The organism is Idiomarina piscisalsi (assembly GCF_002211765.1).
Classification (GTDB): Bacteria; Pseudomonadota; Gammaproteobacteria; order Enterobacterales; family Alteromonadaceae; genus Idiomarina; species Idiomarina piscisalsi_A.
The window spans coordinates 385,894-406,276 of the sequence record NZ_CP022133.1; the positions used below are offsets into that span (position 1 = coordinate 385,894).

Here is a 20,383-nt window from a genome sequence, read left to right on the forward strand (position 1 = left end):
AGAGTATGAAAGCGCTAGAAATTAAAGGGTTAAGAAAGGTCTACCGGGGCGGTTTTGAAGCGCTCAAAGGTATCGACCTGTCAGTAGAAGAAGGTGATTTTTACGCATTGCTTGGGCCCAATGGTGCCGGTAAGTCGACCACTATTGGCATTATTGCTTCACTGGTGAATAAAACGTCAGGCAAGGTCAGCGTGTTTGGCTACGATCTGGATACTCAGCTAGCTGATTTGAAACGCCAAATTGGTTTAGTGCCGCAAGAGTTTAATTTCAACCAGTTCGAAACGGTTCAGCAAATAGTGGTTAACCAAGCTGGCTATTATGGTGTGCCCAGACAACTTGCCAAAGAGCGTTCAGAAAAATACCTGAAACAGTTAGGTTTATGGGACAAGCGAAATGAACCTGCGCGTTCTTTGTCAGGCGGTATGAAGCGCCGTTTAATGATAGCCCGGGCATTACTGCACGAGCCGAAGCTATTGATTTTGGATGAACCTACTGCTGGTGTTGATATTGAGTTGCGCCGCTCAATGTGGGATTACCTGACCAAAATTAACGAGCAGGGCATTACCATTATTTTGACGACGCATTACCTTGAAGAGGCGGAAATGCTGTGTCGTAACATTGGCATTATTGATGCGGGGCAAATTGTTGAAGACACCTCTATTAAGCGATTACTGGCAACCTTAAGCCGGGAAACGTTTATTCTGGATGTTGAGCCGGGACATAATGGTGCAACCATTGACGGCTTTAATCACCGTTGGACAGACGACCATACGGTTGAAGTCGAGGTCGATAAGGACGCCGGTCTTAACCGCGTTTTTGAGCAATTGAGTGAGCAACAGGTAAAAGTATTATCTATGCGAAATAAAGCTAACCGACTGGAAGAACTCTTTGTCTCAATGGTTGAAAAGGGGCGTCAGAAGGAGACTGTGCAATGAGTCACTCAGCATCGAACTTTATCGCATTGAAGACCATTTGGATAAAAGAGTGCACCCGCTTTTTAAGAATTTGGGTACAAACCCTGGTGCCGCCAGCCATTACCATGACGCTATACTTTGTTATTTTCGGCAGCATTGTTGGTGAGCGTATTGGTGAAATGAGTGGTGTGGGCTACATGGAGTTTATTGTACCGGGTCTTATTATGATGTCGGTCATTACTAACTCCTACTCAAACGTTGCCTCCTCTTTTTTTAGTGCAAAATTTCAACGCAACATAGAAGAAATGTTGGTGTCGCCTGTACCGACCTCGGTTATTATTGCCGGTTACGTTGGCGGCGGCATGGCACGCGCGATGATAGTGGCGGTTATTGTCACTTGTGTGTCGTTTTTATTCGCCGATATTCAAATAGCGCACGTGGGCTACGTTGTCTTAACGGTGGTACTAACCTCGACATTATTCTGCTTAGGCGGTTTGATTAATGCTGTTTATGGTAAAACGTTTGACGATATATCCATAGTGCCGACCTTTGTACTGACGCCACTGACTTACTTAGGCGGGGTCTTCTATTCTGTTAGTTTACTGCCCGAGTTTTGGCAAAAAGTGTCTATGGCGAACCCTGTTCTCTACATGGTGAACGGTTTCCGCTATGGCTTTTTAGGCCAGTCGGATGTGGGCATTGGGGTTGCCGTGTCAGTGCTGGTTGGCTTTAACGTGCTGTTTTTCGGCGTTGCTTACTACATCCTTGAAAAAGGCATAGGAATTCGCTCGTAATGAATGAAGCAAGACCGGTTAGTAGTAACCAACATGGGCCGCACGAAGACACCGTAGCCGTGGTTGAGCGTCATTTAGGCAGTGCGTTCAAAAAGCCATTTCAGGAGCATAACCTCAGGGCATTTGAAGATATTAATGCGCAAGTTGAGGATTGGAATGGGCCGGTTATTTTAGACTCTTGCTGCGGTGTCGGAGAGAGCACGGCGAAACTGGCTGAGCAGCATCCCGAAGCCATGGTTATTGGTATTGATAAGTCAGCACACCGGCTGGCGCGTCATAGTCATTACCAGAATAATGAAAAAGGCCAGCGCTACTGGGTCGTTCGGGCTGATCTTATCGACTTTTGGCGTCTGGCCAACCAGGCCAATTGGACGCTTGAAAAACATTGTATTTTATACCCAAACCCCTGGCCCAAGGCATCACACTTGTCTCGACGCTGGCATGGCAGCCCGGTATGGAAAGACGTGGTTGAACTTGGTGGGCACTTACATATGCGCTCCAACTGGAGCCTTTACTTGCTGGAAGTAACGCAAGCGCTTATGGTGAGTGGTTGTCAGGCACAGGTGTCACTTGTTAAAGACGACGAAGAGATTATGACGCCGTTTGAGCGCAAGTATAAAACCAGTGGCCAGCCGTTGTGGCAACTCGACGCAGATTTATCGAAGGAGACGTAATTGAGCTCTAAAACCGAAGTGGCTGAGGTTAGTGAAGAATCGCTTTATCGCATTTTCACCATTCCGGAAGCGCCCGACTCGACATTGAGTAAAATCGAAAAGCATTTATCTGAGAACCTCATGGGGTTTTTGGGTGATCATATCGTTGCGCGCGAGAAGCCTCTGCAGGAAATTGAGCGAGACTTTGACCGGTCACAAATCCCCGAAGAGCCGCAATTCGTTTCTGACCATACGGAGTTTTTGCTCGATAAATTAGTGGCTCACTCAGTACATACCGCTTCGCCGCGTTTTATTGGGCACATGACATCAGCGTTACCCTATTTTTTATTGCCGCTGGCGAAGCTGATGGTCGGCTTGAACCAGAACCTGGTGAAAATAGAAACTTCAAAAGCATTTACGCCATTGGAGCGTAACGTCATTGGCATGCTGCACCATCTGGTTTACCGCGAAGAGGCGACGTTTTATAACCGTTGGATGCACAGTGCCCAACACTCATTGGGCGCCTTCTGCTCAGGCGGGACTATCGCCAATATGACGGCGTTATGGGTAGCACGAAACCGACTATTACAAGCTGATGGTAATTTCGGGGGCATTGCTGCGGACGGTATTGCTGCTGGCTTGCAACATTATGGCTACTCACGATTGACGGTGGTGGTTTCGGAGCGCGGGCACTACTCGTTGAGCAAAGCCGCCGATGTTCTGGGTATTGGTCGGCGTAATTTAGTGGCAGTGCCCACAGACAGCAACAACCGCATTCGTATCGATAAGCTGCGTGAAACCTGTGAAGCAATATCTGCAGAGGGCGGCAAAGTACTGGCACTGGTTGGTGTGGCGGGTACCACAGAGACCGGACACATTGACCCGCTAGACGAGATGGCCGATGTCGCCGAAGATATTGGCGCGCATTTTCATATTGATGCTGCATGGGGTGGCGCAACCCTGTTATCAGAGCAGCACCGGTCACTATTGCATGGTGTTGAGCGTGCCGACAGCATTACCATTGATGCCCACAAGCAAATGTACGTGCCGATGGGGGCCGGTCTGGTATTGTTTAAGAACCCGTCATTGGTGAAGTCGATAGAACATCATGCCGAGTATATTATTCGACAAGGCTCTAAAGACCTCGGCTCGCATACCATGGAGGGCTCCCGGGCGGGCATGGCCATGATGGTGTTTTCCGCTATGCACGTGATAGGGCGCCGGGGTTATGAGCTGCTAATTAACAACAGTATTGATAAAGCGCGTTACTTTTCGAAACTTATTAGTGAGCAAGATGACTTCGAGGTCATTACCGAGCCGGAGCTTTGCATACTGACCTATCGCTTTGTACCGGAAAGAGTTAAAAAGGCGCTTGAAAACGCAACGTCTGAGCAGTTGGCGCGTTTAACCCCGCACTTAAATGCGTTAACGCGTTATATTCAAAAACGTCAGCGTGAAACCGGGCGCTCATTTGTATCGCGGACCAAATTGACACCAGCACAGTATCATCATGAACCCACTGTGGTGTTTCGTGTTGTGTTGGCGAACCCGCTAACAACGCACGACATGCTGGAAGAAGTACTGGAAGAGCAGCGCGAAATCGCTTCCAAAGCCACCAGTCTGCGAGGCGCTTTGCATACCGAGATGCGTGAACTCGGTATGCTGAATTAAAGCGAAAAGTGCGTTAAGTGGTCGCTGGATTATCGACCTGAAGGTTGTCTATCAGGCGGGTTTTTCCCAAAAAAGCAGCGGCCAATATGACCCACTTCTCATCTTTTTCTGAGGGGGGTTGTAAGTCATCAGCGTTGCGGATGCTAAAGTAGTCCACTTTAAAGCCCGCTTTTCCTAATTGTTGCACCGCCTGAGACTCTACTTGTTCAAAGTCTTCCTCGCGTTCAAGCCCCACCTTCGCATCTTGAAGGCTTTTGTAAAGAGCGGTTGCTTGAGTTTTCTCTTCCGCTGTTAAATAACCGTTGCGGGAGCTTAAAGCTAAACCGCTGGCTTCTCGCTGTGTTGGCACACCGACAACGTCTACCGGCAAGCTTAAGTCCTGAGTCATAAGGCGAATAACTTGCAGCTGTTGGTAGTCTTTCTCACCAAAAACAGCGACGTGTGGTTGCACCATATTGAATAGCTTGCAGACAATAGTCGCCACACCGTCAAAATGGCCTGGGCGGCTGGCGCCACAGAGAATATTGCTGATGCCGGGCACGCTAACTTTCGTTTGTTGTTCCAGTCCGCGCGGGTAAACATCGCTGACTGTTGGAGTAAACACGGCACTAACGCCTAACGTTTCTAAAGCGCTGCAGTCGGCGTCTAAGGTTCTGGGGTAGCTGTCGAGATCTTCGTTAGGGCCAAACTGCATTGGGTTTACAAAAATACTCACCACGACAGTGTCGCAATGTTGTAGCGCATTTTTTACCAGCTGTAAGTGCCCGTCATGTAAATTGCCCATGGTCGGAACGAGTGCAACCTCCTGCTGCGCACGACGCCACTCACGGAGCGCCTGTAAGTTTTTTAGTACCTTCATTTATAGCAGTGCTCCGGAGCCGGGAATTCTCCCGAGCGCACTTGCTCGGTGTATAATCGAAACGCATCAGCGAGAGAGCCGCCCTGTGCCAGAAAGTCTTTGGCAAATTTGGGCAAATAGTCACTGTTCATACCCAGCATGTCGTGCATTACCAATATCTGGCCGTCGGTATCAGGGCCTGCGCCAATACCAATAGTCGGAATGTTTAAGGCATCGGTAATACGCTTGCCTAAACTGGATGGAATACACTCCAGCACCAACAGTTGAGCACCCGCGGCTTCAAGCGCTTTTGCCTGACGTAGCGTATTTTCTGCCTGTTGCTCTTCTTTGCCCTGTACTTTGTAGCCGCCTAAAACGTTGACGGACTGTGGCAGCAAACCAAGGTGTGCACAGACCGGAATACCACGGGTATGTAGACCTTTAATGGTGTCTTCCAGCCACTCACCGCCCTCCAGCTTCACCATATTGGCGCCGGCTTGCATTAATACAGCGGCATTGTCGTAGGTTTGTTCCGGTGTTGAGTAGGTCATGAAGGACATATCGCTAATCACGAAGGCATCGGGTGCACCGCGACGCACGCACTCTGTATGGTAGACCATATCACCGAGTGTGACAGGCACGGTCGAATTGCGACCCTGAACAACATTACCTAAAGAGTCGCCGACAAGCATAAAGTCGACACCTTGTTCGGTCATTAATTTTGCGAAGCTGGAGTCGTAGGCGGTTAACGAACTAATTTTAACGCCTTCGCGCTTCATTTTTTGCAATGTAGCAATGCTGGTTGTAGCCATTATGCGACCTTTAGCAACATTATAAAGAAATAGATGACTGGTAGACTAGCACGTCAAGACCGCTTTCGGTAAGTGCCTTGGCTTGTTCAGCCACTGTTTTTCCATTGGGCAAGACAAGTGACGGTGCTATTTCAAGAAGAGGATACAAGACAAAGCTGCGCTCATACAGGCCCGGGTGAGGCACCGTCAGATCTGAGTTTTGGTGTGTCTCGTCATCGAATAATAGCAAGTCGAGATCTAATGTCCGCTCACCCCAGTGACGAACGCGTTTGCGGCCGAATTCATCTTCAATAGCATGCAGTGACCGCAGTAAATCGTAGGCGGGCAGGTTTGTGCTTAACTGACAGACTGCATTAACGTAGTCTGGCTGGTCTTGCGGTCCCATGGGCTTACTGCCGTACAGCGACGAATAGCTGACAAGTCGCCAGCTATTGGACCGGTTTAATCGTGACAGCGCACTGAGTAAGTTATTGAGCGGGTCGTTTAAATTGCTCCCCAGTGCGACATAGGCATTATGCTGAGCCATTATCTGAGTTGCTTTGTGGCTTCTTTTTACGCGGCCCGCGACGACGGCGTCTGGGTTTACCGGTAGGTGCGCCGGACTTACCAGTTTTCAGCTTCGCTGGATTATTCTGAGCTTCTGTCCAGAACTGTGCCAGTTCAGCCAGCTTTTTCTCTTCTGGCTGGGCGTGTGCTCGCAGCAGCATAAAGTCATAAGCGGCACGGAAACGTTTGTGCTCAAGCGCCTTCATGGCACGACCGCCTTTTGTGACCTGCAAACGTCGTTGCAGCTGCCAAATTTCACGAGCGGGTAAACTAAACCGTTTAGGAATCGAAACGCGCTGAGACTGCCTGTGTACCACATCGGCAGCGGCAATGTTTATTGCGTCCATCGGTGGCAGGCCGCCTTCATTTTCCAGCTGCTCTTTGCGAGCCAGAAGCGGCCACCATAACAGGACCGCAATGAGGTATGCCGGTGTTACGCGTTTGTCTTCAGCAATGCGTTTGTCGGTGTCTTTAAAAGCTTTTAGCAGCATTTGATAGGCGGGTGACTGGGCGTCACTTAAATGCCCTTTAAGCATTGGGAATAGCTGTTGGAAGAGCCCCAGCTCCATCATCAGTGAAAAGTTTGCCGTAGCTTTACCCGACATAAACATTTTCAAAAATTCATCAAACAGACGCGCAGGTGGAATGTTCGCGAGCAACGGAGCCAACTCGTTAATCGGTTCGCGGACGGCGTTATCCATTTGCATGTTGAGTTTGGTCGCAAAACGCACTGCGCGCAGCATTCTAACCGGATCTTCTCGGTAGCGTGTCTCCGCATCACCAATTAACCGCAAAATACCCTTATTGATGTCGTCGACGCCGTTAGCAAAGTCATAAATGGCAAAGTCGGCAATGTTGTAATACAGCGCATTCGCAGTGAAATCCCGGCGCTCGGCATCTTCTTCTATGGTGCCATAGACGTTATCGCGTACTAACTGGCCATGCTCATCACTGTGTGCGTGCTGGTTTTTCTTCGCCGTTTTTGCGTCAGGTTCGTCCGCGTGGTGTCCGCGGAACGTAGCGACTTCAATAATCTCTTTGCCAAACACGACATGCGCCAGGCGAAAGCGACGACCAATAAGACGGCAGTTTCGAAACAGCGACTTCACCTGCTCGGGCGTTGCGTTGGTGGTTACATCAAAGTCTTTCGGTTGAATACCGAGTAAAATGTCACGCACACAGCCGCCCACTAAATAAGCGTCAAAGCCGCTGTTATGTAAGCGGTACAAGACTTTAAGTGCGTTTTTGCTAATGTCGTTCCGGGATACAGGGTGTTTATCTCTTGGGATAACTTTCAACGCCGGTAAACGACTGTTGCTGGGGGTATCCTTGCTGGAGAAAGCGCGTTTTGCTAACTCTTTTATTCGCTTAATAATGGTGGTCTCTCCCTTACCATTGTCATTGTTGTTTATTGTCAATTGGTCGCATATTGTACCGTCAAGCGGCCGTAATGTGCCACTTTTTGCGCCACTTTTGCACCGCAAAGGCCAGTATCTCATCGATTTTTCGCGTTTCACTGAGTTCATGGGCATCAATACCCAGATAATTCAGCGCTATTAACAGGTTATCTGGTGCGTTTTGGCTGTTGATTGCTGGTGCGTGATTTTGTTTACTGAGCTTGCGGCCATCGTCGGATGTGACTAACGGTAAATGCATCATTCTGGGCTGGGCGCTAGTAATATGCTGCCATAAAGTAAGCTGCCAAAAGCTTGGTACAACCAGGTCGCTGCCGCGCACAATATCGGTAATGTCTTGCTCAATATCATCAACCACCACCGCTAGCTGGTATGCGTATAAGCTATCACGACGTTTGACGACAAAATCTTCTGCGCAGGTATTTGTATCGCCGTGCTGTACCCCAAGTGCGCGGTCATTGAATTGATTAACAGGGGCGCTGTTAATGTAACGAAGTGCGTAGGGGGTAGGACGTGGCTGGCGAGTGCGGCAATAGCCTTCATAAATACCACCGCGCTCACGAATGGCCTTACGTGAACAGTCGCACTGGTAGATGAAACCTGCAGAGGTTAATGAGTCGATGTAGCTTTGATAAACCTTGTCACGTTCGCTTTGGAAAATAACGTCGCCGTCCCAGGTGAGTCCGTGGGCTTCAAGTTGACCGAGGATAATATCGGCCGCACCGGGAACGGCGCGAGGTTTGTCGACATCCTCAATACGAACAAGCCACTGGCCGCGGTGTGCATGAGCGTCCAGGTAGCTACCAACAGCAGCTACTAACGAGCCCAAATGTAAAGGCCCCGACGGAGTCGGGGCAAATCGGCCTCGGTACATGAGCCCTTAGGCTCCTGTCATCTGCTTCTCTTTCATTTCTGCGAGAGTTTTGCAGTCAACGCAGAGATCCGCTGTTGGACGTGCTTCTAAGCGGCGAATACCAATTTCTATGCCGCATGAATCGCAAAAACCGAAGTCGTCGTCTTCAATTTTTTGCAGCGTTTTCTCTATTTTCTTAATCAGTTTACGCTCGCGGTCACGAGTGCGCAGTTCAATGCTGAACTCTTCTTCCTGTGCCGCGCGATCAACAGGATCAGGAAAGTTCGCCGCTTCATCTTTCATATGATGCACGGTGCGGTCAACTTCCTGACGTAACTGACGACGCCACTCTTCCAGAATACGACGAAAATGCGCACGCTGCGCGTCATTCATGTACTCTTCGCCCTGCTTCTCCTGATAAGGCTCCAGGCCGGCTAGTGCCAGAATGCCATGGGTTTTCTTTTCCTTGCCTTGAGGCATTTTGGATCTCCTAATTCTCTAAAACTAGAGTGCTCTAAAAGCGTGCGTTTAAAAAAGGACGCTACATATACCAGAAAGGGATCAGGTTGGCAACGCTATTCCAACGACTCTTTTGCTTAAAATTTAACTCAAAACCTCGCGCTATAAGCGCACCGGAACTGGTCTCTCCAGTCGAATTTCTTTTTCATTTATGGCGCATTTCACCGCGTAAAATTCGACGCCGTGTTCCGCCGCTTTAATACAGAGTTCTGCGTATTTTGGATCGATATGTTTCGCTGGGCTGACCGATTCAATACCGGTGTGCATCACCATATAGAGCTGGATGGCTCGATGCCCTTGTTCGACAACGTGCATGAGCTCATTCAAATGCTTATGGGCACGCTGACTGACGGCATCCGGGAAATAGCCGCTTTCTTTCTCGGCAAGTGTCACACTTTTTACCTCGACAAAGCACTCTTTGCCATTAGGGTCTACGCCCCACCAGTCGATGCGGCTATTTTCCTGCCCGTACTTCTTTTCAGACCTCAGTTCGGACCAGCCGCTAAGTTCTGGTATAAGTTCGCTGTTTAACAGCTCTCCGGCGAGTGTATTCGCACAGCCGGTATTCACCGCAATAAACTCGCCTTCCTTGGTTCGTGATAACTCCCAGGTATGTGAATACTTACGTTTTTTGTTGTCAGAAAGACTGCAATATGCGTCGAACCCAGGCTCAGCACAGCCCGTCATTGCGCCTGTGTTCGGGCAATGAACCGTTGTTATTTGTCCATCGCCAAAATCAATATCGGCCAGAAAGCGTTTATAGCGTTTTTCTAAAACTCCCCGGCGAAGGGGCTTGTTAAATTGCATCAGAGACCTCATAACTCTAAAGTAACTGAAAGCAAATTATCGAGAGAGGTTGAGAATGTCCAGCGCACTAGCGGTTTACTTAACGAATGAAGCACCAGCAGCTCATTGGAACCCGAAGTCAAATGTCGTCTTTGACGGCGATGCCGCCAAAATAGTTTTGGTGGACGACGAGTCTGAGAATTTGCGGCGTATTCAAAAAGCCGGGCGAACCCTCGACAACAACGGCGTCATAAAAGTAGCAGTATCTGGTGACGGCTGGGATATGGAGCGTCAATGGGCGCTTTATCAGGGCTTTACGTCAACATTGTCGAAAAATGATGTGGTATGGCACGCAGACGACAAGGAAGCGGCGAAGCACCTCGATGCGATGCGTGATGCAACACGATTTAGCCGTGAGCTCACCAACTTACCGGCCGAAGATATCTATCCTGAAAGTCTGGCAGAACGTGTCATTGAGCACTTCAAAGGGTTAGCACCCGATGCAATCAGCGCAGAGTTTATTAAAGGTGAAGCGCTGAAAGACGCAGGCTGGATGGGAATTTATACTGTGGGTCGTGCGAGCCAGCATGCACCGGGCATGTTGGTACTTGACTACAACCCAACCGGCGATAAAAACGCGCTTGTTGATACAGCGCTTATCGGTAAAGGTATTACCTATGACAGCGGTGGCTACAGTATTAAGCCAAGTGAAGGCATGCTGTCAATGAAGTGTGACATGGGCGGTGCAGCAACGGTCACTGGTGCATTGTCGTTAGCGATTCGTCGTGGTTTGAATAAACGCGTGAAGCTGATTCTCTGCTGCGCAGAAAATATGATTGATGGCCGAGCGTACAAGTTAGGCGACATTATCCGTTATAAGAACGGTTTGACCGTAGAAGTGGTGAATACTGACGCTGAAGGTCGCTTGGTGTTAGCTGACGGGTTGCAGGCCGCTGGCGAATTCGGCGCGAAAAATATTATTGATGCCGCTACCTTAACGGGTGCCGCTCAAATGGCCGTCGGTAATGAATACAATGCGCTGTTCAGTGTTGATAACAGTGCCGCCGAGCGCGCATTGAAAAACGCCGATAAAGAACACGAATTGCTGTGGCGTTTGCCGTTAGCCCCTTGGCACTCAGAGAATTGCCCGTCAGCCTTTGCCGATACAGCGAACAGTCGTCCGCAAAAAGGTGGCGGTGCTGGCGGCGCCAGTAACGCGGCCGGTTTCCTGTTACGGTTTGCGCCTGAGCAAGGTAAAGGCTGGCTTCACTTTGATCTGGCCGGTGCTTACCAGAAGTCAGCGACAGGTATGTGGGCAACAGGTGCGACAGCATTAGGCGTAAGAACCATTGCCGCCACCGTTCAAGGTGACTGATTGGGTATGACCTTGCCCGTTGAAAACGTGCTGCCGGCATTAGCGCAATGCTTCCCGGCAGCACGTGTGGTTTTAGAGGCACCGCCTGGTGCCGGTAAGTCCACCTATTTACCCCTTTATTTGCTTCGAGAACAGTTGGGCACGAGCGGTATTACCGTTATGTTGCAGCCGCGGCGTGTTGCTGCTGTCAATGTGGCCAGTTACCTGGCCAGGCAGTTAGATGAGCCCGTTGGTGAAACCGTTGGCTATATTGTTCGCGGTGAAACGAAACGCACGAAGAACACCAAGCTTCTTGTCGTCACTGAAGGCGTATTAGTACGCTGGTTACAGGAAGACCCTGAGCTTAGTGATATTTCGACACTGATATTCGATGAGTTTCATGAGCGCAATTTACACAGTGATTTAAGCCTGGCGTTAGTGATTGACGCATTGCCGTTGCGTGAGGACTTAAATCTATTGATCATGTCTGCAACATTGCCGGCAAAAGACATTTCCGAATGGTTGTCTGCATATTGCGACGGCGTCACGACACTGAGTAGCGAAGGACGCAGCTTTCCAATAGATATTCAATACCGAGCCCCGAAACAGCGAAGTGAGTGGTTACTGCATTTGCCCAGTGTCATTGTCGAGGCTTTAGGAAATGCCGACAAAGGCGTGCTGGTGTTTCTGCCGGGTATCTACGAAATTGAACGGGTGCAACACGCATTGAGCTCTCTGGTGGCAACTGATGTCGGTGTTTATACCCTGCATAGCCGGCTGTCACTTAAAGCGCAGCAGCACGCGTTAAAAGCCAGTGATGGTAGGCGAATTATCCTTGCGACAAACATAGCTGAAACCAGTTTAACCATAGAAGGCATTGATGTGGTAGTGGACAGCGGACGTGAACGTCGAGCGAACTTTTTGCCGGGTTATGGCATGAACCAGCTGACCACGCACTTTGTATCCCGAGCGTCAGCAACGCAGCGAGCCGGTCGGGCCGGGCGCTTACAACCCGGAACCTGCTATCGGGTTTGGTCTAAAGCAGATGAGCATGGTCAACCTGAGTATGCGAGGGCTGACATAGAGACACAGGACGTAACGTCGGTGGTATTGGAAGCCCTGAAGTGGGGGAGCTCAGTGAGTGAACTTGCCTGGTTTACTCCACCTAATCCGGTGCACTGTCGTGTTGCTGAACAATTTTTATCGTTAACCGGACTTTTGCACGACAAGCAACTGACGGGTAAGGCGATGTCATTGGATACGGGGGCTGATGTACGTCTTGCCCTCATCTGTGCCGCCGCAAACGAGACTGGTGATAAGGAGGCCAATAATAATGTGAAGGCGGCTTGTGCCCGTGCTCTGGCGACGTTAGAAGAGCCGTCACCACACATTAAAACGGTCAACATTCTTGAAAGTACTAAGCAACATTATCAGCAGCGCCAGTCATTGAGCCGATGGCGAAGACGCTGGCAGTACTGGCTGCAACGTTTGCGGGTGACGGAAAATACGGAAGCGAATGAGAAAGGCGCAGAGCCAATGCTAATAGCGGGCTTTCCAGACAGGTTGGCAAAGTACAGTGAGACGAAAAGAAGCTTTCAGCTGGTGACCGGTGGGCGTCTGGCTCCCGTTGCCGAGTTATTGAGCCAGCCTCAATGGGCGATTATTTTCGAGGCCACCTTTCAAGAAGGGAATAGCACAGGAAAAGTGCGACGTTATGTTGAAGTATCCGATATTTCTGACGCGATAGACGCTGCTGGGTTACCAGTATCTGAAACTCACTCAGCTGACTGGCTCGGTACTCAACAGACTCTGACTCGAGTTAGGCGCCAGGTCATCGGTGCATTGACACTCTCTGAAGAAAAGCTAGACGGAAGCGTGAGTCATGAAGAGCGTTGTCAGGCATTTGCGGAGTATCTCAATAAAAAAGGCCTTGAGACACTACATTGGTCCCGAAAGGCAAATCAACTGTTGGCACGCATGCGGTTGTTACAGTCAGTGACCGGCGAGTTAAGTGACTACCCACTATCGCCTGAGGGCTTGCTGTCTAATTTGAAGGTCTGGGCTTACCCTTACTGGCATTCGTTAAAATCATTGTCGCAGTTGGAAGCCTGGGAACCTTGTGAGGCGCTAACCTATTGGCTTAACTATGACGAGAAAGAACGACTGGACAACGCCTGCCCTGAGCACTGGCAAACACCGACACAACGTAAAATCTTTATAAATTATCTGGACGGAACCCCGCGAGTTGAGGTGAAATTGCAGGAAATGTTTGGCGTAAAAGACTCGCCACGAATTATTGATGGCCAGCAGGTGGTAGCGGTGGATTTACTCTCTCCGGCAGGCAGACTGCTGCAACGAACCAATGACTTGAACGGCTTTTGGGGTAATGCGTATCAGGAGGTCCGCAAAGAAATGCGAGGGCGTTATCCGAAACACCCGTGGCCGGAAGATCCAATAAACGCCGAGGCAACTTATAAAACCAAAAGGCAAATGCAGTGATAAAACGTCAATGGTTAAGCTACTTATTTTGGACCGGCGTCAAGGTTGGCGTCGCGGTCGCTGCGGTCGTTGCTGTGTATGCGATATACCTTGACGCTAGCCTGTCTAAGCACTTTAAAACGGAGCGCTATCAAGCTCCGGCGCTTGTCTATGCTGGTGAGCTGCGTTTATACCCTGGTTACCCAATACCGCAGTCGACGTTGATAAAAACACTCGAGCGTATTGGCTATAACCGCAGTAACGATACCGAGCAATCTGGCTATTATTCGGTGGGTAATAGCAGTGTTATGGTTCATCGTCGGCCTTTTGATTTCTCAGACGGCCCACAAATGTCTAAGCGGGTTCAGATTAATTTTTTAAATAATCGTGTGGCGTCTATTACTTCCTGGCCCAGTGGGAGAGAGCTGGAGAGCTTTCGTTTGGAGCCTGAGCTCATCGGTCGAATTAGTACGTTAAGCAAAGAAGACCGATTATTGGTCGGTTTGGAAGTGGTACCTAATCTACTTATTGAAACGTTGCTTCAGGTGGAAGATCGCAACTTCTATCATCATCAAGGCGTTTCTCCTTGGGCAATTTTACGTGCGTTGGTCGCCAATCTAAAAGCCGGGCGCACCGTTCAGGGCGGCTCAACCTTAACGCAGCAGTTGGTCAAAAACCTATACCTCACTCGTGAACAAACGTTATGGCGGAAATTCCATGAGGCCATGATGTCGCTGGTTATTGATTACCGCTTTGATAAAAACACCATATTAGAAACCTATTTAAATGAAGTGTATTTCGGTCAGGACGGTCGCAATGCGATTCATGGCATTGGGCTGGCCAGTCAGTTCTATTTTGGTAAGCAAGTTCAGGAGCTGTCGGTCTACGAAGTGGCTTTGCTAATTGGCATGATAAAAGGACCGTCATATTACGACCCAAGACGTTTTCCTGAGCGTGCTCAGGAGCGTCGGGACACCGTGTTAAAGGTGATGTTTGATCAGGACCTTATCGCTAAATCCACTTATGTCGCTGCGGTACAACGACAATTGGATGTTAGAGAAAGCCGACGTTTAGTGGAGCATCCGTACCCTCATTACATGGATATTATTAAGCGTGAAATGAAAACGCTGGCGCTGCCAGATGACTGGCAGGATACGGGCTTAAAGATATATACCCATATGGATGTGAACGCTCAGGAAGCGGTACAAAAGTCGTTGGCGGGCAAGCTTAAAGAGGATGACAGTGCGCTGGAAGGGGCGATGGTGGTTGCTAATTACCGTCAAGGGACGGTAACCGCGTTAGCGGGCGGACGTTTAAGTCAAACCGTTGGGTATAACCGCGCAATAATGGCACTGAGGCCCATTGGTTCTCTTATCAAACCAGTGATATACGCGACTGCAATGCAGGAATCCGGTGTCGGTTTGCATACCCCGGTGGTTGATGAAGCTATTACACTTGAGGACAAGCAAAGTAAACAGTGGCAGCCGCAAAACTACGACAAGGAATTTAAAGGTAGCTTGTTGCTTTATGAAGCGTTGGTTAAGTCACGCAATATTCCGGCGGTGAGAGTGGGCGTGGAAGTCGGTGTGGATACCGTCGTTGACTACATGAGACGACTAGGTGTTGTCACGCCTTTGGAAGTATATCCATCGTTGACATTGGGCTCTGCGTCGCTGACGCCGTATGCAGTCACACGAATGTACAGTGCACTGATGAACGATGGCCGATTTCAGCCGCTCTCAGCGATTTCGTCTATTACTACGCATCAGGGCGATGTTTTATATCGGGCCTCTGAGAAAAATGGGGAGCAGGTGTTTGACACCAAAGTCGCTTATCTGACGAAGTTTGGTTTGCACGGTGTCGTTGCCGAGGGCACAGCGAGCGCCTTACAACGAGTGCTTGCTGGACAGAAAGTTGGCGGAAAAACCGGTACGACGAATGATTACCGGGACAGTTGGTTTGTCGCTGTTGACGGTGAACAGGTCGTGACTGCCTGGCTGGGACGGGATGATAACCAACCGACAGGCCTGACAGGTAGCAGCGGCGCCTTAAGAGTCGTTGCTGATTACTACGAACGTAAACCGCCGTTAAGTATGGCGTTGAATGTACCCGAGCCGCTGAAGATGCAGCGATTTCATGAACGGACAGGGCAGCGCATACCGAATGATTGTGGAAATGGCGAATTGTTGCCTGCAGAAGAAATACGCTTGCCGGATAACATAACCTGTGAGGGCAATATCGAGGAGAAGAGTTGGTGGGACCGCCTGTTTGGAGGCTAGTCCCACCGGGTTATTCGTTATGAGTGCTGTAGGTTTACTTCAGTTGGGTAAAGGCTTTTTCCGCCGCTTGTAAGGTTTTCTCAATGTCGTCTTCAGTGTGTGCCGCTGACATGAAACCGCCTTCAAACGCGGAAGGTGCAAGGTATACCCCTTCATTCAGCATAGCGTGGTAGAAGGCTTTGAAATGCTCCATATTGCATTGTGTTGCCTGCGCATACGACGTCACTTCCGGCTCTTCAGTAAAGAAGAAACCAAACATAGAGCCGGCACGATTCGTTGTCATTGGCACGCCCGCTCTGTTGGCGCGCTCTTGTAGACCATCCACTAACGCATCGACGCGCCGGTACAACTGGTCATAAAGGCCCGGAGTCGACAGCTGCTGCAATGCAGCTAAGCCTGCGGACATTGCGACAGGGTTCCCTGATAGTGTACCGGCCTGATAGACAGGCCCTACCGGCGCGATGTAGTCCATGACTTCTTTTTTACCGCCAAAGGCACCCACCGGCATACCACCACCAATCACTTTTCCTAAGGTGGTTAAGTCGGGAGTAATGCCATAGCGCTCCTGAGCGCCTCCCGGAGCAACACGGAACCCAGTCATGACTTCGTCAAAAATCAGAACCGAACCGTACTCGTCGCAAACGTCACGCAGGCCTTCTAAAAAGCCGGGAACAGGCGGGATACAGTTCATATTGCCGGCAACTGGCTCAACGATAATACAAGCAATATCGTCGCCGAACTCTTTAAATGCGTCTTTAACTGAATCGATGTCGTTGTAGTTCACGGTCAGCGTATGTTTCGCCAGGTCTTCCGGAATACCCGGCGAGTTAGGAACTCCTAAGGTCAACGCGCCCGAGCCTGCTTTGACCAGCAGTGAGTCAGCGTGACCGTGGTAGTTACCTTCAAACTTCAGAATTTTGTCACGGCCGGTGTAGCCACGCGCTAGGCGGATAGCCGTCATGGTGGCTTCGGTGCCGGAGTTCACCATACGGACTTTTTCAATCGACGGTACGATTTTGCGAATGGTTTCCGCCATAGTGATTTCAATTTCCGTTGGCGTACCAAAGCTTAAACCACGTTTTGCGGCCGCTAAGGTTGCTTCTAAAACGGCAGGGTGGTTGTGCCCGAGAATCATTGGCCCCCATGAGCCAACGTAGTCAATGTAACGTTTACCGTCGGCATCAATCATATAAGCGCCTTCTGCGCTTTCAAAAAATATCGGTGTGCCACCAACGCCGCTAAAGGCTCGAACCGGCGAGTTAACGCCGCCGGGAATGCTAACTTGTGCTTGCTTGAATAAATCTTCTGAACGACTCATGCCGCAGTTACCTCTTTATAGTTGGCTTTTTTCGCTGTACCAGATGACATCACATTCGTGTTTGTCGACCTGGTCAACTACGCCTAATGTCAGTGCAAATAGCGCCATACGAATGAGCACTCCGTTGTCCGCCTGTCTGAAAATAGCCAGGTTTGGGTTCTGGTTGAGATCATTGTCGAGCTCGTTCGCTTCTGCTCGTGAATCTCTTGGCAACGGGTGCATAATGACGGTATTGGGCTTGTAATGCTTAGTGTAAATGTCCTGATTTAAACGGAATTTACCGCGATATTGATCAGCGTCTTCGGGACTGGCGAAACGCTCTTGCTGGATGCGAGTCTGGTACACAATGTCGGCATCAACAATGCCGTCGACTTTTTCCGTGATAGTCACCTGATGACCGGCGCTATCCAGGGTGGCTAATACCGACTCAGGCATCGACAGTTCACGCGGAGAAATCAGCGTGAACTTAATGTTTTTATACATGGACAGCAGTGTCGATAATGAGTGAACCGTACGTCCGTACTTTAAGTCACCAATCATGCAGATGTGCATGTTATCAATGCTCTGTTGGTGATAAGCCAGTTCTTTTTCGATGGTGTACAGGTCGAGAAGTGCCTGAGTCGGATGCTCATTAGCGCCGTCACCACCATTAATGACCGGTACCCGGCTACCACTGGCAAACTCTTTCACCGAACCCGATTTCGGGTGGCGCATAGCGATAACGTCGCTATAGCTGCTGAGCACGCGGGCGGTGTCGTAGAGAGACTCGCCTTTGGCAATCGCTGAGCTTTCCATGCCGGTCGTTTCACGAACTTCGCCGCCGAGCAAATTAAAAGCGGTGCCGAAGCTTACCCGGGTACGTGTTGAAGGCTCGAAGAATAAGTTGCCGAGAATAGCACCGTCCAATACTCGGGTTCGTTTTTTACGACGAGCATAGGGTTGCATTTTATCAGCAACGGAAAAGATATAATCGATACTGTCTCGGTCGAACTGGTTGACTGAGAGAATGTTGGAACCGGTGAAATTCATCAATAGGTGCGCCTCTGCCGCCGAATGTCACTGGACGCACACTATAGCAAAGTCAGCACCGTTTTAGAATCTAATACGGCTTCACCACGGCTAAAATAATAATCGCGAAAAGCGCCAGAACCGGCAGTTCATTAAAGACTCGATAAAAGCGATGACTTTTCGTATTTTTACCGTTCTTAAAGTCCCTCAATAATTTGAAGCAGTAGCCGTGGTACGCGTATAAAAGCGTGACTAAAACCAATTTGGTATGCATCCAGCCACTGGCGGCAAACCAAGCAGAACCGTAGGCAAAAATGAGCACCAGTCCAAAAACCAGAGTTAAAATTGCAAATGGTGTGACAAAGAACAGTAAGCGTCTTTCCATCACGCAAAACTGTTCGTGTACCGCGGGTTTAGCATTCATGGCGTGATACACAAACAGCCGGGGTAAGTAAAAAATACCCGCAAACCAGGCCACCATAAAGGCAATATGCAATGCTTTAACCCATAAAATCCACGTCATGCTAACTCTCTTTGTAATGCTTTACGGACGGTTTCCCACGTCACTATGCCACACGGGTGTTCACCGTTTGATTCATAAATATACACCGCACCACGGCGCTGTTGTCCAATTTCATCATACACTTCAGCCAGTGTTGAGGTGATACGCAAACCTTTAATAGGTGTATAGCTCAAACTGGGGCTGTCACCAGCGGTAATATCATAGGATACAAGACGGTACAGAGGCTGGTTGTCTTCATCCACGGACATGACGATAACCGTTTTTGCCTGGGCGGATTCCAGGGAGTCGACCAACTCATTCTGGGTGGGTTCGAGCAAGAGTTTAAAGTCCGTCTCCATGACGTTTTCGACGCCGGTTTTCTGCAGCGCTACGTGCACAGGAGCCAGTTGGTAGGGCAGATCTTGTAACTCCAACTGAGCGATAAAAATTGATTTTGATTTAAACAGCTGACTGGATATCAGATAAGCCGGGACAATCACCATCATTGCCGGAATAATAATTTCGACACTGCGAGATAACTCAACAATCGCCAGAAGTGCCGCCATAGGTGCGTGAATGCAAGCTGCCAAAATACCGGCCATGCCAAGTAGAATGAAACTGTCAAAAGACAAGGCTTGTTGAATACCTAATACATCCACCGCGCCCACGAAAACTGCCGCGATGATGGCACCGATACCGAACACCGCACCAATTAAGCCGCCCGGAATGCCCATGCCAAGTGCAATAGCTGCCGCAAATAGCTTGGCAAGCAATAACGTGGTGAGCAAGGACATTTCGCCCTGGTGATTAAGCACCTGCTCAATAGCGGTTAGTCCGGGACCTAAACTGGTTGGAATAATAACTGCCAGAGAAGCGGTAATAATGCCTGCGAACAGAAGCCGGGTTAGTAAGGACATGTCTTTGACTGTATCCATAACATCCAGCATGAGCTTTTTAAAAATCACACCGACGACGCCCAGCACTACGCCAAGAATGACGACCCAGGGCAATTGAGTGGTGGGAATATCCTGTGCCGACAACATGGCAAGTTCAGAAGCGACGCCAAAGATTTCTTCTGTTATTAATGAGCCCGCTACCGCTGACAGCATGACCGGGATGAACACGTGAACTTTGTATTCGCGCAAAACCACTTCCATGACCAGCACCATGGCGGCGAGAGGTGTATTAAATGAGGCTGCAATAGCGGCCGCAATACCGCAGGCGGCTAGTGTTCGTAAGGCGTTCTTAGGGGCGTCAACATGAAAGCCCAGCCAAGTGGAGGCTGCGGCGCCTAAATGAACCGCGGGACCTTCGCGACCAACACTGTAGCCCGCAATAAGAGCAATAATACCGCCAAAAAACTGGTTAACGGTGCTGCGCCACGGGAGCATCCCGTAATGCTGCTTCATGCGATGGATGACATAGGGAATGCCCATACGCACGTAGCGCGAACCCGATAAACGAAAAATACCGTAAATAAGTAACGCGGCGGCAATGGGTATGATAAAACGGAGCGTTGTTGGCAAGGGTTCCTGCCAGTAAGTGTCGTTACCAATGAGATGAGCGCCGTACTCAATGGCAAAACGGAAACCGGCAATCATTAATGCGGCGAGCACGCCCCGGCTAACCCCAACAAACAGATA

At 49.7% G+C, this 20,383-nt stretch carries 18 protein-coding genes; 7 read left to right on the forward strand and 11 right to left on the reverse strand.

The window, feature by feature from the left end:
- Positions 1-5 precede the first annotated feature (5 nt).
- The 4 genes from CEW91_RS01830 to panP are packed head-to-tail and all read left to right on the forward strand — an operon-like array spanning position 6 to position 4,032.
- Entirely contained in the window at positions 6-935 is a 930-nt protein-coding gene (locus CEW91_RS01830) for an ABC transporter ATP-binding protein (RefSeq protein WP_088767420.1), read from the forward strand.
- Positions 932-1,708 carry an ABC transporter permease gene (locus tag CEW91_RS01835; RefSeq protein WP_088767421.1) on the forward strand — a complete coding sequence of 259 codons (777 nt, stop codon included), beginning with the start codon at positions 932-934 and terminating at the stop codon, positions 1,706-1,708. Before CEW91_RS01830 ends, CEW91_RS01835 begins: the two co-directional genes overlap by 4 nt.
- Positions 1,708-2,382 (forward strand): tRNA (guanine(46)-N(7))-methyltransferase TrmB, encoded by a 675-nt coding sequence (trmB, locus tag CEW91_RS01840; protein ID WP_088767422.1) that lies wholly within the window; start codon positions 1,708-1,710, stop codon positions 2,380-2,382. Before CEW91_RS01835 ends, trmB begins: the two co-directional genes overlap by 1 nt.
- Positions 2,383-4,032 (forward strand): pyridoxal-dependent aspartate 1-decarboxylase PanP, encoded by a 1,650-nt coding sequence (gene panP, locus CEW91_RS01845; RefSeq protein ID WP_088767423.1) that lies wholly within the window; start codon positions 2,383-2,385, stop codon positions 4,030-4,032.
- Between the two features lie 13 nt (positions 4,033-4,045).
- On the opposite strand, the gene panC is transcribed toward panP, so the two are convergent.
- The 7 genes from panC to sfsA form a co-directional block, all read right to left on the reverse strand.
- The gene (panC, locus tag CEW91_RS01850) at positions 4,046-4,891 is read right to left on the reverse strand and encodes a pantoate--beta-alanine ligase (RefSeq protein ID WP_088767424.1); all 846 of its coding nucleotides are present in this window, start codon (positions 4,889-4,891) and stop codon (positions 4,046-4,048) included.
- Positions 4,888-5,682 carry a 3-methyl-2-oxobutanoate hydroxymethyltransferase gene (panB, locus tag CEW91_RS01855; RefSeq protein WP_088767425.1) on the reverse strand — a complete coding sequence of 265 codons (795 nt, stop codon included), beginning with the start codon at positions 5,680-5,682 and terminating at the stop codon, positions 4,888-4,890. The genes panC and panB overlap by 4 nt, the downstream gene beginning before the upstream one ends.
- A 19-nt stretch (positions 5,683-5,701) precedes the next feature.
- Positions 5,702-6,208: a 2-amino-4-hydroxy-6-hydroxymethyldihydropteridine diphosphokinase gene (folK, locus tag CEW91_RS01860; protein ID WP_088767426.1), complete on the reverse strand. Its 507-nt coding sequence runs from the start codon at positions 6,206-6,208 to the stop codon at positions 5,702-5,704.
- On the reverse strand, positions 6,195-7,517 hold the full coding sequence (gene pcnB / locus CEW91_RS01865) for a polynucleotide adenylyltransferase PcnB (protein ID WP_198400895.1): 1,323 nt from the start codon (positions 7,515-7,517) through the stop codon (positions 6,195-6,197). Before pcnB ends, folK begins: the two co-directional genes overlap by 14 nt.
- Before the next feature lie 148 nt (positions 7,518-7,665).
- Positions 7,666-8,517, reverse strand: a complete 852-nt coding sequence (gene gluQRS / locus CEW91_RS01870; protein WP_088767428.1) for a tRNA glutamyl-Q(34) synthetase GluQRS — start codon at positions 8,515-8,517, stop codon at positions 7,666-7,668.
- A gap of 6 nt (positions 8,518-8,523) precedes the next feature.
- Positions 8,524-8,976 carry an RNA polymerase-binding protein DksA gene (dksA, locus tag CEW91_RS01875; RefSeq protein WP_053953875.1) on the reverse strand — a complete coding sequence of 151 codons (453 nt, stop codon included), beginning with the start codon at positions 8,974-8,976 and terminating at the stop codon, positions 8,524-8,526.
- Between the two features lie 141 nt (positions 8,977-9,117).
- A complete protein-coding gene (sfsA, locus tag CEW91_RS01880) occupies positions 9,118-9,822 on the reverse strand; it encodes a DNA/RNA nuclease SfsA (protein WP_088767429.1) in 705 nt (234 codons plus the stop codon).
- 55 nt (positions 9,823-9,877) lie between these two features.
- Here sfsA and pepB point away from each other — a divergent pair, with 55 nt between their 5' ends.
- From pepB to mrcB, 3 genes are read left to right on the forward strand one after another with little or no spacing between them, the layout of a single operon-like run.
- The gene (gene pepB / locus CEW91_RS01885) at positions 9,878-11,176 is read left to right on the forward strand and encodes an aminopeptidase PepB (RefSeq protein ID WP_088767430.1); all 1,299 of its coding nucleotides are present in this window, start codon (positions 9,878-9,880) and stop codon (positions 11,174-11,176) included.
- Positions 11,177-11,182: 6 nt separating this feature from the next.
- Positions 11,183-13,654, forward strand: a complete 2,472-nt coding sequence (gene hrpB, locus CEW91_RS01890; RefSeq protein ID WP_088769330.1) for an ATP-dependent helicase HrpB — start codon at positions 11,183-11,185, stop codon at positions 13,652-13,654.
- Complete coding sequence (mrcB, locus tag CEW91_RS01895; protein WP_088767431.1) at positions 13,651-15,912, forward strand: penicillin-binding protein 1B; 2,262 nt, start codon at positions 13,651-13,653, stop codon at positions 15,910-15,912. Before hrpB ends, mrcB begins: the two co-directional genes overlap by 4 nt.
- Before the next feature lie 34 nt (positions 15,913-15,946).
- Here the strand turns inward: mrcB and hemL are convergent, their stop codons facing one another.
- From hemL to CEW91_RS01915, 4 genes are all read right to left on the reverse strand, one after another.
- Positions 15,947-17,230 carry a glutamate-1-semialdehyde 2,1-aminomutase gene (gene hemL, locus CEW91_RS01900; protein WP_088767432.1) on the reverse strand — a complete coding sequence of 428 codons (1,284 nt, stop codon included), beginning with the start codon at positions 17,228-17,230 and terminating at the stop codon, positions 15,947-15,949.
- Between the two features lie 15 nt (positions 17,231-17,245).
- The gene (locus CEW91_RS01905) at positions 17,246-18,259 is read right to left on the reverse strand and encodes an aspartate carbamoyltransferase (RefSeq protein WP_088767433.1); all 1,014 of its coding nucleotides are present in this window, start codon (positions 18,257-18,259) and stop codon (positions 17,246-17,248) included.
- 70 nt (positions 18,260-18,329) lie between these two features.
- Complete coding sequence (gene hemJ, locus CEW91_RS01910; RefSeq protein ID WP_088767434.1) at positions 18,330-18,761, reverse strand: protoporphyrinogen oxidase HemJ; 432 nt, start codon at positions 18,759-18,761, stop codon at positions 18,330-18,332.
- Positions 18,758-20,356 (reverse strand): chloride channel protein, encoded by a 1,599-nt coding sequence (locus CEW91_RS01915; protein WP_232507006.1) that lies wholly within the window; start codon positions 20,354-20,356, stop codon positions 18,758-18,760. The genes hemJ and CEW91_RS01915 overlap by 4 nt, the downstream gene beginning before the upstream one ends.
- Between the last annotated feature and the right edge of the window lie 27 nt (positions 20,357-20,383).